This is a genomic window from Gammaproteobacteria bacterium, from assembly GCA_029884425.1.
GTDB lineage: Bacteria > Pseudomonadota > Gammaproteobacteria > S012-40 > S012-40 > JAOUHV01.
On record JAOUHV010000063.1, the window covers coordinates 1 to 14,972 of the forward strand.

The 14,972-nt window shown below is 48.9% G+C and carries 14 protein-coding genes; 2 read left to right on the forward strand and 12 right to left on the reverse strand.

Features of this window, described 5'->3' with window-relative positions:
• Positions 1 to 572: 572 nt before the first annotated feature.
• Positions 573 to 4,670 (reverse strand): IPT/TIG domain-containing protein, encoded by a 4,098-nt coding sequence (locus OEW58_12875; protein MDH5302244.1) that lies wholly within the window; start codon positions 4,668 to 4,670, stop codon positions 573 to 575.
• 446 nt (positions 4,671 to 5,116) lie between these two features.
• Here OEW58_12875 and OEW58_12880 point away from each other — a divergent pair, with 446 nt between their 5' ends.
• Positions 5,117 to 6,247 carry a CapA family protein gene (locus tag OEW58_12880; GenBank protein MDH5302245.1) on the forward strand — a complete coding sequence of 377 codons (1,131 nt, stop codon included), beginning with the start codon at positions 5,117 to 5,119 and terminating at the stop codon, positions 6,245 to 6,247.
• 130 nt (positions 6,248 to 6,377) lie between these two features.
• The gene (locus OEW58_12885; GenBank protein ID MDH5302246.1) at positions 6,378 to 6,593 is read left to right on the forward strand and encodes a Nif11-like leader peptide family natural product precursor; all 216 of its coding nucleotides are present in this window, start codon (positions 6,378 to 6,380) and stop codon (positions 6,591 to 6,593) included.
• Positions 6,594 to 6,639: 46 nt separating this feature from the next.
• On the opposite strand, the gene OEW58_12890 is transcribed toward OEW58_12885, so the two are convergent.
• The 11 genes from OEW58_12890 to OEW58_12940 all read right to left on the reverse strand — a co-directional run.
• Positions 6,640 to 6,888: a hypothetical protein gene (locus OEW58_12890; GenBank protein ID MDH5302247.1), complete on the reverse strand. Its 249-nt coding sequence runs from the start codon at positions 6,886 to 6,888 to the stop codon at positions 6,640 to 6,642.
• A gap of 146 nt (positions 6,889 to 7,034) precedes the next feature.
• Positions 7,035 to 7,223, reverse strand: a complete 189-nt coding sequence (locus tag OEW58_12895; GenBank protein MDH5302248.1) for a hypothetical protein — start codon at positions 7,221 to 7,223, stop codon at positions 7,035 to 7,037.
• A 3-nt stretch (positions 7,224 to 7,226) separates the two neighbouring features.
• Positions 7,227 to 7,607 carry a hypothetical protein gene (locus tag OEW58_12900; GenBank protein ID MDH5302249.1) on the reverse strand — a complete coding sequence of 127 codons (381 nt, stop codon included), beginning with the start codon at positions 7,605 to 7,607 and terminating at the stop codon, positions 7,227 to 7,229.
• Positions 7,608 to 7,874: 267 nt separating this feature from the next.
• Entirely contained in the window at positions 7,875 to 8,669 is a 795-nt protein-coding gene (locus tag OEW58_12905; GenBank protein ID MDH5302250.1) for a hypothetical protein, read from the reverse strand.
• A 35-nt stretch (positions 8,670 to 8,704) separates the two neighbouring features.
• Positions 8,705 to 9,409 carry a transposase gene (locus OEW58_12910; protein ID MDH5302251.1) on the reverse strand — a complete coding sequence of 235 codons (705 nt, stop codon included), beginning with the start codon at positions 9,407 to 9,409 and terminating at the stop codon, positions 8,705 to 8,707.
• 110 nt (positions 9,410 to 9,519) lie between these two features.
• Complete coding sequence (locus OEW58_12915) at positions 9,520 to 10,212, reverse strand: hypothetical protein (protein ID MDH5302252.1); 693 nt, start codon at positions 10,210 to 10,212, stop codon at positions 9,520 to 9,522.
• Between the two features lie 3 nt (positions 10,213 to 10,215).
• Positions 10,216 to 10,563: a hypothetical protein gene (locus tag OEW58_12920; protein ID MDH5302253.1), complete on the reverse strand. Its 348-nt coding sequence runs from the start codon at positions 10,561 to 10,563 to the stop codon at positions 10,216 to 10,218.
• Between the two features lie 312 nt (positions 10,564 to 10,875).
• Positions 10,876 to 11,322: a hypothetical protein gene (locus OEW58_12925; protein ID MDH5302254.1), complete on the reverse strand. Its 447-nt coding sequence runs from the start codon at positions 11,320 to 11,322 to the stop codon at positions 10,876 to 10,878.
• 35 nt (positions 11,323 to 11,357) lie between these two features.
• Positions 11,358 to 12,419, reverse strand: coding sequence for a hypothetical protein (locus tag OEW58_12930; GenBank protein MDH5302255.1), 1,062 nt, complete (start codon positions 12,417 to 12,419; stop codon positions 11,358 to 11,360).
• Between the two features lie 142 nt (positions 12,420 to 12,561).
• Positions 12,562 to 12,750, reverse strand: coding sequence for a hypothetical protein (locus tag OEW58_12935; protein MDH5302256.1), 189 nt, complete (start codon positions 12,748 to 12,750; stop codon positions 12,562 to 12,564).
• A gap of 10 nt (positions 12,751 to 12,760) precedes the next feature.
• Positions 12,761 to 14,972: RHS repeat-associated core domain-containing protein (locus OEW58_12940; protein ID MDH5302257.1), on the reverse strand; the 2,212-nt coding region annotated here is incomplete at its 5' end.

A 14,972-nucleotide genomic window follows, 5' to 3' on the forward strand; every position in this document is an offset into this window, starting at 1 on the left:
CCGCCCAGGTCTTTTCCTTCACGCAAGGCCTGGATGGCTGCGTCCATGTCGAATTGAATTTTGTGGGTCATGTTTCATCTCTTTTTGGTGTAGTTTAAAGAAATGACACAGAATTATGAACAGTACCTCGCCAATCAATCACGTTTTATTCTGATTCCCCGTAAATGGGAAAAACCTGCAGCCTGGAAGACCGAGGTGCGGGAGGGCTTGCCACACATTATATTTTTTCATCACTCAGTTTGTTCTTCCCCCAAAATATCGATCAAGCCACCAATTCCTATGCCTAACCCAGTGACCGGCGCAACTCGTAACTCCGATTAAAACCATTTCATGTAGGTGCAATTAGCGCAGCGTAATCGCACGAACGAGATACGTTCGCAACAGCTTTAGCTCTCGACCGATTACGCTGCACTCATCGAATCTGGAGTGCTATCACTTCCGGATAAATATCTCCCAACCAAACCTATCCATCAAAAAATCCTGCCGCTAATCGGCCAACAAAATTGTTTCGCTCAAAAAAAACCAGGACCACTTCAGTGATCCTGGTTTTTGTTTTTCACCACAAACAGCGGTTAGTTAAATGGCAAGGCACGCACCGTCAAAGCCAAATCGTCCCAGTCAGTCACTGTCACCATCAAATCGTGATTTGTTGGCAAGCTGACACTGTTACGATCCAGCGTGGTGTTGGCACCTGAATCTTTCTGATAAACACTGACTCGCACATTGACGTTGGTTAGTGCCTCCTGATTGCCAACGCGCACCACTGACAAGTCCGGGCTGATGGTCATGTCCATCGCTGCGGTGGCACTGGCAGCCACCCCATCCACCGCAATCGCCCGCATTTGACCACCCACTTCACGCGCCAGATTAAAGCGGAAATGTTTGCTCGCTCCCGGTGTGAAACGAATCTGCGATGCGTCTGCGTTTACTGCCAGCACATCGGTTTCACCGGGCGTGGTCGCCACATTTTCCAGACTGAACGACGTGCCATTAGGCGAAACGCTGTGATAGGCGTAATTGCCAACACCGTTGCCGGTGATGCGACGCGTCAGCGCCTGATCGGCAGGCAGCATGTATAAATTTTTCGCCAGATACGCCGGATGCGAATCCGGAATTTCCGACAGAATATTGCCCGCGACCAATCCGGTCTGACGACCAGAGCCATCGACTGCCAACAAATCCGCCGGTGACAACAGGAAGTCCAGCACAAACCGTGTCACACCCAAAGGACCGCTGAATGGCAAATCGTGATCAGACAATAAATATTTGCCGTTGCTCATACTGGCCAAAGTGATGCCGTCTTCACTGGTGAAGCGCGCTGTGCTGGTGCCATCAAAATAGGTAAAGCGAATTTCGCCGCCCACATTGCGGAATTCCAATCGGCAATTGTGTGCTACTGCCGCGCCTTCTTCGACTGGGTGATTACAATCCCAGCAAAACAATGTTACGCCGGCGATGCTGCTGCCATCATGTCCCACTGGATACACCATGCGAATCGGCACGATGCAGTGACTGTCGCTGAGCATGTCGAAATAGCCTTCATCCCAGATTTCACCCGCCGGCACAAAGAACAACATCAAGGCAGAGTTCCGATCCGCGCCATCGCGCAGACTGGCCTCAATGCGGCGGAACACCGTGGCTACATTGGCCGTGCCCAAACGTCCCTGATCATGAAAATCCAGCAGACTTTCGCGACTGAGCAAACGACCGTGAATTGCCGTCAATCGCTCGCGGGTGGGCGCATTCAAACTGTAACGTGTGTGGGTGTCGGTGCTGCCGGTGTAGTACTCATCCAGCACCAACGCCGACATGGACGTGCAGAAGCCGGTCGCCAAGCCACCGTTATCCTTTCCGCGCAAAAAGTAGTTGTAGAACCCATAAAACGCGGCAGTCAGTATCGGATGACCAAATATCGGGTCCATCAATTCGTGCCAAACTTCAAATGCGCCGAAGGTTTGCTCGAACGTTCCCCACGACGGACTACCCACCGCAAAATTATCAAACGGCAAATCATGCACACCGATTCTGAAACCACAATCGAGTGTGCGCGGCACGGTGGCAATGCGCTCATTGCTCTCCATGCCATCAGGATTGCGCACGGCGATGCGAACGCCGGTTTCTGCTACCGCCACACCGCCTGTGCCCGGCACCTGAAAACGCAGCGTGGTTGATGACACAAACGTCGCGTCAGTCAGCGAACCGTTGTAGAGCACCTTGGCTCCGCTGACAAACGCCCTGCCGCTGATGGTCACTTCGCTGCCCGGTGCAATGGCACTGGGCAACATGTCCAGTCGCGGCTTGACCCACAACCGCAAATGATTGCTTTCCACACCGTCGAATCGGCGCACGTACAAATCTTTTTCGCCGCCGCCGGTGGTCGCTGGCAAGTTGAAGGTGATGCTTTCATCGGCATTGATGGTGATGGGCCGACTGACGCCGCCCACCATCACCCTGTCGGTGTCCGCAAAGCGCGTCCCAGTCACGGTCACGTTATCGCCGGGGAATGCCTGGGTGGGCGTCAACTCGTACAACCAAGGACGGGTGAGCTGTTCGTTCCAACTCTCTTCGGAAAATTCAAAAAACCGCAGACTGCCATCCGCACCCAACCGACCATCGCCACCCACCGGACCGGGCTGGCCTTGCGCGCCTCGGGTACCGTTTACCCCTGTGCCACACACCACCTGTCCATCCTTGATGTCATTGCCATGCGCGCCACCGGCACCGCCCATGCCACCTGCGCCACCATCACCACCGCGACCGACCTGACCGCCCTGATTTTTAATTCTGAATGCCCGCGCCTGCACCGTGTTGGCCAAGGTCCCCTGCAACACACCGATAGCAATATCACCACCACGACCGCCGTCACCGCCAGGCCCGCCACGACCACCACGGCCACCGTCACCGCCATTGCCGCCATGCCCCGGGCCTTTCCAGCACTGCACCCCAAAAAACCACCACCACTCCCCAGGCTGGCCCTTGGCACCATTGCCGCCGCGACCGCCCACCTGGCCTCGACCACCCTTGATGCCATTCTCGCCATTCAAATCAATGTCCGGCATAGCGGTGAGATGCTTCACCCACACCTCCAGATCGGGCGCATCAATGCCATTCGCTGCGGCAAAGCCCGGTTCGCCGTCCAGACCATCGCCACCGCGCAAACCATTGCGACTGTTGCTGGGGGTATGAACGCCGCTGTAGGAGCGACCGTTCTTGTCAGGGTCCGCCAGACGTGGCGGCGTGCTGCCACCAGGACGCGCCCAGGTGATCGACGCGTTGGTGTCGCCGACAATTTCCTCGGCGATGATGTACAGGGTTTTGACGTTGTGACTGATCATCAGCCGCTGATTGGTCAAATCCAGTCGCCCGGCAATGATCACCGAGGAATCCACCGGAATGGTGGTGATGGAGCGCAAAAACATCGGCGGATTGGCAAACGAGGGCCAGTCGTCGGGATTGTCATCGTCAAACTTGTCCAGCAGTTTGGCGTCACGAATCTCAATGCCCGTCGCAGGTTTGAGCATTTCGCCGATCAGCGGTTTGTTGAGCACGTCAGCAATATTGCTCGACAGTTTGCGAGCGCTGATGCTGTCGGCCAACTTATCTGTGGTCGCACTGGGTGTCATGACGCGCTGGATCAATTCTGCAGTCGCCTTCTGCGAAAAATCCGCCAGGTTTTGTGCGCTGCGCGCGGTGGTTGATTTCAGCTCGACACTGTTCGCCGCCGTCAATTTCTGCAGCGTCAGCTTGCTGTTGCGATTAGGCAAGGCGCTGGCCGTCAACTGCACCGCCTTGTCGGCGCTGACATTGGCGATCACCTTGGCCACCTCGCCCCAGTTCACCGAACTGATCCGCGACTTGGGTGGAGCGATCATGATCTGGTTGGGCATAATCTGGGTGGGACGATTAATGGTCAGCGTCGACAAGGTCGACAAGTCGCTCACCCCAGCCGCGCGCAAAATCGCCTTGATCTGATTGAAGCGCTGATCCACCGTGCCGGGATCGACAAACACTTCCAGCCTGCCGCCAAATTTCAAATGCTCGCGCAGAGAACCTGCCAGACGAAGCTCTTTGGCCTTATAGCCATCAATAGTGGCCGCGTCCACCGCACCACGGCGAATGCCCACGCCGCCCACCGTGCCGGAAAACAAATTCTGTTTGCCATTGCTTTCACCGCCGATGGTAATGCCCTGTCGCCCCAGCGGCACCAGCGTGCCACTGATGTTGGCCGACGCTGCGTGCCTATCGTTAATTTCCAGCACCGCGTCGCCGTTTTCTTTGCGCACAAACCGAATCGAGACCGTCTCCTTGGCAACCACTTTTCGTTCGCCGGAATCAATGGTCTGCCATCCTTGCGCGGTGTGCAGTGATCCAGTCAGCGTGCCATCGGGTTTTAACTCAATGCGCACCGGCGGATTGGGCGAATCCAGCAGGCACTGTGTTTTTTTCAGACGATTGGGAGTAAACACCGCCTCGACGGTGAAGGCTTTCGCGTCCTCAAACGCCTTGTCGGGAAAAAGATTGACCGTGCCTTTGCCTGACAACTTAATGACACGCGTACTCTCGTCAATGTCCACTTGTCCGCGTGACTCCATTCGCTGAAATCCGCCTCCCATTTCAACGATTTTGTTCGCTGTTTTAGCCGGGGCGCATGCTAGATCTTCGGTGGTCATGATGATTCCTTTTTGGTTGAGAAAATTTCAACAAGTGCATTCAGCTCGCAGCACAGCCAGCTGAACATTGATGAAGCACCTAGGTTGAATTTAGATCGCCAAGGACGAAACGCAACAAAGTTGTCACTTAAAGACAATAACAAGGAATGTCCGTGTCCATTTCGGCGCAATAACCGAGTTTATCCGTAGGAGGCCCGGCCCTATCGTGGGAAAAGTAACCGGTTAAAATTTCGCCACGACCACCGAATTCGGTCTATCTTTTTGGCTGGCGGGCATCACCTTCCGGCCCACCATTCCCTGACGTTTGCATGGATTTTGTGGACCAAGTCTCAGTGTGGCATTTTTGTGCAAACGACAGCGGTCGACAGGTAAATTTTGCCCCGGCGACGCCGTAACAGGAGGAAGAAATCAAAAAATGCGATTTGCCATCTCTGGAGTCCGGCGTTATGAAACCCTTGCGTGTGCTGTTGTGTTGTTCGGGAGCCCTCCTGTTGGGCACCGCATTGGCCATGCAGTCCTGCGTATCGTTTTCTCCCCGCCCCTCGGCTGCCCTGTCTGACTCAGTGCAAAATCGCCTGAAGCTGCAAGACGCCAAGGACCAGGTGCTGGGCGCAGACATCAAAATCAGCATGGTCGGCGACATTATGCTGGGCGGAACCGCCACCGAGATTTATCAGAAAAACGGCTACAACCACGCCTTTGAAGAAACCCGTCAACTGCTGCGCCGTTCATCGCTGGTGTTCGGCAATCTGGAAGGCCCACTGGCCACCTGGGGGCTGACCGACGGCGAAAAGACCTACAGTTTCAAATCCCAGCCCGACGAATCCGCTGCAGCGCTCAAGTACGCCGGGTTTGATATCGTTTCGCTGGCCAACAATCACGCGCTGGATTACGGCGTCGCCGGCTTGGTTCAGACCATGCAGGCGCTGGATAAAGTCGACATCAACCATGTGGGCGCCGGCCTGGATCTAGGTCAGGCGCGAACCGTGAAATTCGAGCGGGTTGGCAATCGCAATATTGCATTTTTGGCGTATTCGCTCACCTATCCCGAAACCTTCTGGGCCACCGACAAATACGCCGGCGTCGCGTTTGGTGACAAAGCCAAAATCATCGAAGACATCCGCATCGCCCGCAAATCAGCAGACATCGTGATGGTGTCGATGCACTGGGGACGGGAATCCACCACCGAACTGCGCCCCTATCAAACCGAGATAGGCCGTGCCGCCATTGATGCCGGCGCCAGCGTGGTGATTGGTCATCACCCGCACATTCTGCAAGCCATCGAGCCATACAAACACGGCGTAATTTTGTACAGCCTGGGTAATTTTGCGTTTGGCTCCTACAGCCAAAAGGTTGATACCAGTGTGATCGCCCAGGCGTATTTCAAAGGCGAAAAGCTCGCGCAACTACGCCTGTGGCCCATCAAGGTCCGCAACACTGAAGTGCTGTTTCAATCGCGAATTCTGGACGGTGCCGCTGCCGATGCAGTGGTGCAACACCTGCAGGATTTGTCACTCAATCACGGTGCAGACATCGTCAACGACAACGGCACCGGCGTGATTTTTTTCAGCGGCTAGTTCGTAGCCTGCCGCATTTCACCCGCCCCCTGTCGGGGCAAACGCTGAAAAAACCCCGGAGTTTGCTTGAAAGCTGTCGCGGTTTTCCTGTCTAATGGGCCAACGACTGACGAAAACAGGAACTTGTAGTATGGCTTTGGATCAACTTGAGGCGTTTTTGAGAAAAATGCAGGCCGACCAGGCACTTAAAGACGAAGTGCTGGGAATGGCTACGGCGGATGATGTTGCCCGCATCGCCCTCAGACACGGTTATGAGTTTTCCGGCGACGAGTTGTTGCGCATATCCGGCAAGAAAGTTGGCCGGGTAACCGTCAAAAAGACCGATATGCCCGGGGAATACACCTAGGCCCTTTTCCGTGGCCGGCGGCGCAACTTGCCGCCGGCCAGTTCCATCAGACCGATATTGTCCGTTTAACTTCCCGCATCTTGGCTGCCAAGCAGTTTATCGCGTTCAAGCACCCAACACCGCTGGTATTGGCGCTGTTGTTCTTAACGTATTTGACCACACGTTGGCCTTGATCATCATAGGCAAACAGGCTGGTGTATTTAGGATCGTTGATACGCTGGATGCGGTTTTCTTCATCCAAGAAGATGCGACGATCGCCGGCCTGCTTGCTGCCGCTGAGGTCTTTCCAACCCAACTGGTTGCCGTTCTTCGTTACCAGCTTGGCAGATTACTTTGGTGATTCGAACTGTGAGTTTTTACTCTACCCAAAAATATCAATCAGTTCCTCCGATTACGCTAACGCTAATCGGAGCTACAAGCTGACCCCAAATATCCGTTACTTTACCTTTTTTTAAAATATTCATTAATTAATAATGGCTGCATCAACACAAAAAACAAACCAAAAAAATACAGCCCGGCATCAACACCATATGCGAGATACCCAATCGCTCCACCAAACAAGGCTCCAGCAAAGTATTGCAATTCAAGTTTAATAAATAATCTAGCTCGACTCATTTCTCCAACTTTCAATCTCTATGAGTTTCTAAAAAGTTTATTTGAGAATATTTTTGCCAGATAGCGCTCAATTGCTGCAAGCACAAGCACTACAATAACGCCAATAAACAATGAACTCTTCTTTTCATAACCAAATAAAGTAAATAGTGAAGAAATCAACCCCACCATAAACATCATTGCCAATGTAACTTTTCTCCACTCTGCATTACGTAGTACATATAAATATGCTGGATCATTTCTCACTAATAAATAATAAAACATCATCAGTCCCACACCCACAGAAACCCACATGGTTTCGAAAAATCCAATACACATTCCTGCACAAAACAGTAAAGCCTGCGGCCTCCCAAACGCTTCCCAATAATCTTTCTCACTAAAACCAATACTATTACAATCCATCTATAGCCTCATACTCACAATATCGTTACTGATTTTCAGTTAAGTAGGTCCGATTAGCGTAGCGTAATCGGACGTATGTTATTCATCCCCACCAACTCTACCTCGCCACACCAATCGCTAGAATACACTCGTCTCTCTACATAACAACAAAACGTTGAATGTGGCCAATTTTGAACGCGCTGGTTATTGAACATGCTCCCGTTACTTATCCTTGTTTGCGAAACTTTTTCTACTTACATGCGTCCGATTACGCTACGCTAATCGGACCTACGTGCTTTGCAGATGTTCCAAATAACGACGCTGTGGGTCGTATTCATAGGTGGTTTCAACACCATTGCCAAAGCGGATGAATTTACGTTGCTCAAATTCATCATATTGGATGGTTTCGATGAAGGTGTGTTGCACGCCACCTTTTTCACCGGTGACACGGTTCACCTGACCGCCCACGTCGTAGTGATAGATAGTCTTATCCCCATCAGGATAGGTAAGCTGCTTCATACGGCCCCAGCTATCATAGTGGTAACGCGTCACAAAAATTTCAGCGGTGAAGTGCTGCGAAGGATCAAAGTTGATGGTGTCTATTTCTTTGACCATTTCACCCAGTTTGCCGTAGAAACGTTCTTCGTTGCCGGCTTGGTAGATTACTTTGGTGATACGGCCTGCACGGTTGTGGTTAGCGCCAGGAGCGCCGTATTCATAACTCACATCATTGCTGGCTTTGACACAGTTTTCTGCGCTGTCGGCTACCGCCACGGTACAGCCTTGAATATCGCCCACATGGTTTGGATACACTATGGATTTGAGTCGGCCAAACTCATAGGTGTAGTTAATCTTCTGGCTCTTTAGGTCCAGGTTGGCGGTGGTTTTGTGAATCATATTACCTGCCAAGTCATATTCCATGGTGACCAAGCCCATGTCGGGGTTGTTGATGGATATACGGCGACCGAGGTTGTCATAGGCCACCTGGGTGATATTACCCATGGCATCTTTCACTTGGGTGATTTGCTTCATGGCATCGTAGGCATAGCTGGTTTGCAGCACTTGCTCTGCCGGGCTACCCACGAGCGTGTCCTTGGCCCATTCTTTCATATTTGGGGTCAGAGTAAAAACTCCTTCAACTTCCTTGGTTTAGGCCCTGGCTTCAAGACAGATGTTCTTCGACCAGATAACTGCTCAACTTCCTCCTTAAATCTCTCATTCCCTAATACCATCCCCTGATTCAGGGAAATTCGGATTTGTCCAACCAAGCCTGGCTCTAAATGATAGCGAAATAGATCACGATAGCTCTCTGTGCGTGTTTGAACCGTTCGCCCTAAACGCTTATATATTAAATGGGGTGTGCACAACTTTATAACCTTTCCCAACCCATTTGCGTGATAACTTGACCAAGTATATTCTTCAGGAGAATTCACCATTCCCGCTCGCACTGGGTTAAGTTCAATATAACGCATACAGGTCAGTAAATAATTTTCTGCATCTACTATGGAAGATTTATAGCGCCCTTCCCATAACGTGCCTGTTCGCCGATAGGCTCGATTAAAATACCTGACATACATACGGCCTAGAGACTGCATCATATTCGAGACACCGCTCTCATCACTAGGCGTCACCAAAAGATGGACGTGATTAGTCATGAACACCCAAGCATGGATGTTTACGTGATATTTTCTGGAATATTCCTCTAACCAACCTACGTAAGCAGCAAAGTTTTCATCACAAGCAAAACAAGCCTGCCGGTTGTTTCCTCGTTGAATGATATGTTGAGGAATGCCGGGTAAGCAAAATCTAGGTAATCGAGCCATCTATCTTCCTTGACAAGTGTTGTCCTATTGTGTTTTGGAGTATAGGGCATTTTTTGAGTTTTTACTCTGACCCCAAATATCCTCAAATATCCTCAAATATCCTCACATATTTATGAGAATTTAATAACTCTAGAATCATCAACGTGCCAATTTGGCATGTCACCCTCATTCACAAAAAAACCCTCTATCCTTCCTTCATTAATGACCTTCTCCAACAATTCAAAATCTCTCGAAGCAATTAAATAGTAATAATAGTCATGGTTTGATGTCATTAAAAAAAAACCATCTGGTGTGTATAAATGCATGGGATAGAATTGTTTAGACACAGGAAGTGTCGCTGGAGTCATGTACTCATTAATTTCCACATATTCTTTAAGAGCGTGAAAATCGAAAACAACACTTTTGTATCCTTCCCCACTTAATGCACACATAACAGCGCATGCGACAAATGGATCAATTCTCGCTTCTTCAGGCCAATAGATGTTGTTCTCGCCACAATACTTCATTAGTTTTTCGAAGTTAATTCTGTATTCTTCTTTTTCCTTATATTTGAAAGAAAATAGCATTGCTTCGTTAATATTCGAAGCACTTTCAATTCCAATAAGATTTTCAACTTCTGACCAATTTAATAGTTCTCCATGCATACTAACTATGTCTTTTTCCCAAAAAGTAATTGCCCCCCTATCTCCATCCATTTTTAAAAAAGGCGGAAATGCGACAAATACATGATTATAACATTCCTTAAAACAAGACAATATCGCCTCATCTTTTTTTGGCCAATTATAGATACATTTATTATTCACCTATCAATCCTCTGCCTTTGTATCTGGATAGCGAACCTTAATCTCTGGGACTTTATTAGAATCTTGTATAGTAATTGATGGGTCACCGTCTCTAGAGGTGCTTCCATGTTTAACAGCTGTTTTTCCACCCGGCAATTCTTTTACATTGTCATTTATTTTGTTTCCAGTTAAATCGTCAAATTTTTTGTCGCGGCCTGCAGCACCACCTTTGCCTTCTCTTTCTCTTCCCCATTTATCACGACTATCTTCCGGCACAGGCAAGTCTTTCAGACCTTGTAATTCTTTTTCTGATTTATCTATTACATCAGTACGTGCTAAAGGACACCCATCATTTAAACCCTTCGATTTCAATGAACGATTATCAATGAAACCACTCCCGGCTTGTCGCAACGCCTTTTACCCATTGTTTGCCATTGGTACGACATAGCGAACACAGCGACACACACAGTGGTAATAGGGTGTGGTATCTAATGAGACTTGTTCTGAACGAGCGCAGGTCATCGAACACCTCCTTGTCGATTTGTTTTACCACCTTCCTGATGAGTCTTTTAAACCTAACGATTGAGTAAACTGGTGTCAATCTTTTTGCGGGTGTCCCCTATTTCGTTTATTTAGAGGCGCTGCTATAAAATGTCAAATGTAAAGCCTGACCCCGTTTCTTGCTTAAGGGTTGGATCTGGTTTTATCTGTATATTTTCTGAATAACTTATGAATCACAATAACCACCAAAGATATAAAAACACCAGAAAACCAGGATGACAACTCAAAAATCGGATACCAAACTAACACAACTAACATTTCAGGGTAGTTTTTAAATAAAGGTGAATAACCTGAAACCCATAAAACGCTGCCAATGTATGCCATAATTGATGAAGCACAACTAACCAGAATGGAAAGAACAAAAAATTTCAAATAACTATTATTTAATATATTCCATCTTAACAATACCCACACACCAATAATCCCAATAAATATCAATATATATGATGGACTATATTCACCATCCATCCAGAAATAATATGGCCACTGATCTAACTTTTCATACAGCCCCAATAAAACCACTGACAACATAAACCCAATGTAAACAACCCCTCTTAATGAAGTGTTCATTTTCGTTTCCATTTCTCAATAGAGTTTAATTGGCATTAATTCTCACCCTCAGAACCAGGATGAACTTCAGTTACTGGCTGTAAATCACTTAACTCAGCCTTGAGCTGCTCAGGTGTAATATTAATCTCAAGATCCTTAAATGGACCTGTTCCCCTTATTGTACTGCAAACATTGATAGTGCATGCTCCAGGTGATCCTTTTCCACTCTGATGCATTTTTCCTGCTATATCTGACTCTTGCTCTGGTGTCGTGTCAAAAGTCTGTGTCGTTACATCCATGCCTTCTGATGTATAAGCATCAATGTAATCCTGTAGATTTGCTGCATCGTTTGAAGCAACATCATCCGGGTCTTTTGCCGTATAGAATGAACCTGCTGGATCATACAATTTTGGCTCACCTTTTCCGTTGTTACCGGCTGGATTATCTACATGAATTGCAGAGTGATCCATCCCTTTTTTGTCAGTCACGGTAATGACTGTTGTCGCATTTCCATCCGGATCAGAGTACTTAACAGGATTTAGCCCTGAATAATGGTATAAATTCATATTTAGTGCATTATACACACCACCCATTCCTATTAATTTCTTTTCAGGACTATATGATGTACCCCTTTCCTGAGCTTCACGCATATCACTCACATTAGGCAAATACTTCTCCAAAATCGGATCCGCACTCACCCACACACTCGTTCTCGGATCGTAGTATCTCGCCCCGTAGTAATACAACCCCGTCTCTGAATCAAACTCTTTACTGGTGTACAGATAAGGCGTTTTCTTGCTGCCACCCTCTTGCACCCAGGTTTCACCGAAGGGGAAATATTCCAAGTGTTCTTTCAGATCGCCATTCTGATCGGTGATGTAGGCCGTGCTGCCCAAGTGATCAGGATGGTAGTAGAACAACTGATCATCCGCTGGGCCGATGACCACCACTTCTTCACCAGTGTACTGATCAATCTCGGTCTGACCAGCGGTACAACCGGCGTTGATGGTGTCACAATTCTTTCCATCGCCGCTGTCATCACCATTGATCTGACCATCGCCATACCAGGGAGAATCCGGATCGGTGACTAGGTGTTGCAGGTGTTTGTTCTTCGCCACATTCTGCGCCACTTCGTTGGCTCGATCACTGCGATTATAGATGCCCTGACCCGGATGTTGGCCGTCAGCAAAGTAGTAGATGGCATCGATGAAGGTCTGCCCTCGCTTCTCTGCCCCCCCTGTTTCCGACCCTATTTCTCCTTTAACGTCTATTTAGATATTCAATAAATAAGAATGGCTGCATCACTATAAAAAATAAACCAAAAAAGACTAATCCCTCCTCTAGCCCATATGCTAAATACCCAATAACCCCAGCAATCAACGCAGCAACCAAGTATTGTGCTTCAAGCCTTACAAACAACCTCGTTCGAATAATTTTTTTAGCCGACATGAATCCCTTCCTATTCCAACACATCTTCTATTTTTTTCTGAGTTAATGAAAGACCAAATTGAGGAACAGCTTCACCTAAAGCTTGTCCTCCAGATGTCCTTTTTTCAGCTGATTTTCCGATCATAGCGCTATTCGTCGTATCTGCCACATGAGAAGATAATCCACCTTTGGCACTCAATTCTTCGAGTTTAGCCGTAGTAGAATTTGCAGTCTTTCCTCCTATGAAACCACCAAGCAAACCAAATCCTGCGGAAACCGCCGCTTTATCCTTATCCACCTCTTTTCCATTTAATTTGTCTGTTGCAGCAGAACCTGCACCGCTGCTTATCCCAGAAGTTGCCGCTGTCCCCGCCACTGCTTGCCAGGAGGTTATTGCGCCTTTCGCAGCATTGGTTGCAAGTCTGCCGCCCACTCCACCAGTTACAAGACCAACAGCCGCAGCTACATATATCGCGTTTCTGTCTTTTATTTCTCCGTTATTAGTTGCTAACTGTGAGGCTATTTCAACACCCGCGCCAATTATTGCACCCCATATAATATTACCATCTGGATCTGAATATCGAACGGGATTGACCGCAGCATATCCGTACATTCCTAGATTTCGTGAATTATAGATACCACCGATACCTGGAAGATTTTTATCCTTTTCAACATCACCTGTTGGCAAATACTTCTCCAAAATCGGATCCAGACTACTCCACACACTCGTTCTAGGATCGTAGTATCTCGCCCCGTAGTAATACAACCCAGTCTCCGAATCAAACTCCTTACTTGTGTATAAGTATGGCGTTTTCTTGCTGCCACCCTCTTGCACCCAGGTTTCACCGAAGGGGAAGTATTCCAGGTGTTCTTTCAGATCCCCATTTTGATCGGTGATGTAGGCCGTGCTGCCCAAGTGATCTGGATGATAGTAGAAGAACTGATCATCCGCAGGGCCGATGACCACCACTTCTTCACCAGTGTACTGATCAATCTCGGTCTGACCAGCGGTACAGCCGGCGTTGATCTGGTTGCAGTTGCTGCCATCGGTGGTGTCGTCACCATTGATCTGACCATCGCCATACCAGGGAGAATCCGGATCGGTAACTAGGTGTTGCAGGTGTCTGTTCTTCGCCACATTCTGCGCCACTTCGTTGGCTCGATCACTGCGATTATAGATGCCCTGACCCGGATGTTGGCCGTCAGCAAATTTGCCATTGCCTTTATCGTTGTTGGCGTTTTCCTTGGCGCGATCGTTTTTCTTGTCGTTGCCATTGCCATTGTTGGCGTTGGGATTGCGACGATCTGCGCGTTCCTGTTTTTTGATGTAGCCCGGTGCGCTGGCCGATTTGCCATTGCCGGCGTTACCTGTTTCTTTTTTCTGTTCGGCTTTGTAGTTGCCGGGAATATTGCTCTTCGGTCTGCCGTCATAGCTGCGCGTACTGCGAGCCTTGGTGCGGAACACGATAGAGCCACCATGATGTTTGGTCAGCATGCGCGAGCTGCCGATGAACACGTGTTTGGTCACCAAGACATCGTTGGTTAATTGATAATATTGGTTGACGTAGAACGTGGTCTTGGCGGTATTGGCGCTGTTGTTTTTAACGTATTTGACCACACGCTGGCCCTGATCATCATAGGCAAACAGGCTGGTGTATTTAGGATCGTTGATACGCTGGATGCGGTTTTCATCATCCCAGAAGATGCGACGATCACCGGCCTGTTTGCTGCCGCTGAGATCTTTCCAACCCAACTGGTTGCCGTTGGCATCGTATTGGAACGAACGCTCACCAATCAGCGTGGCCGCGTGCGGTTTGTTGCTGTCGTAGCTATAATCCCAGTTGTAACTGGTGCCTTTGATCAGGCTCTCTACGCCGTCGGTACCGGTGCGGGCATGCACTTGTGCTTTGTTGACGATATTGTGGATACCGTCATAACGCATGTGCAGACTGTATCGATCGTCACCATCACCCTGGGTGTAGCTGCCAGTGGCCTGCGTGAGTCGATACAGGCTGTCGTAGTGATAGTTTTGCGTGCTCTTGCCGCCGACGCCGTTAACAGGATTCACATCGTTGACGCGCGACAGGATGTTGCCCACCTTGTCGAAGCTGTAGCTCAGGTTCTGGAAGGTGCCGTATTTGCCCGCGCTTTGCAGATGTTCCAAATAACGACGCTGTGGGTCGTATTCATAGGTGGTTTCAACACCATTGCCAAAGCGGATGAATTTACGTTGCTCAAATTCA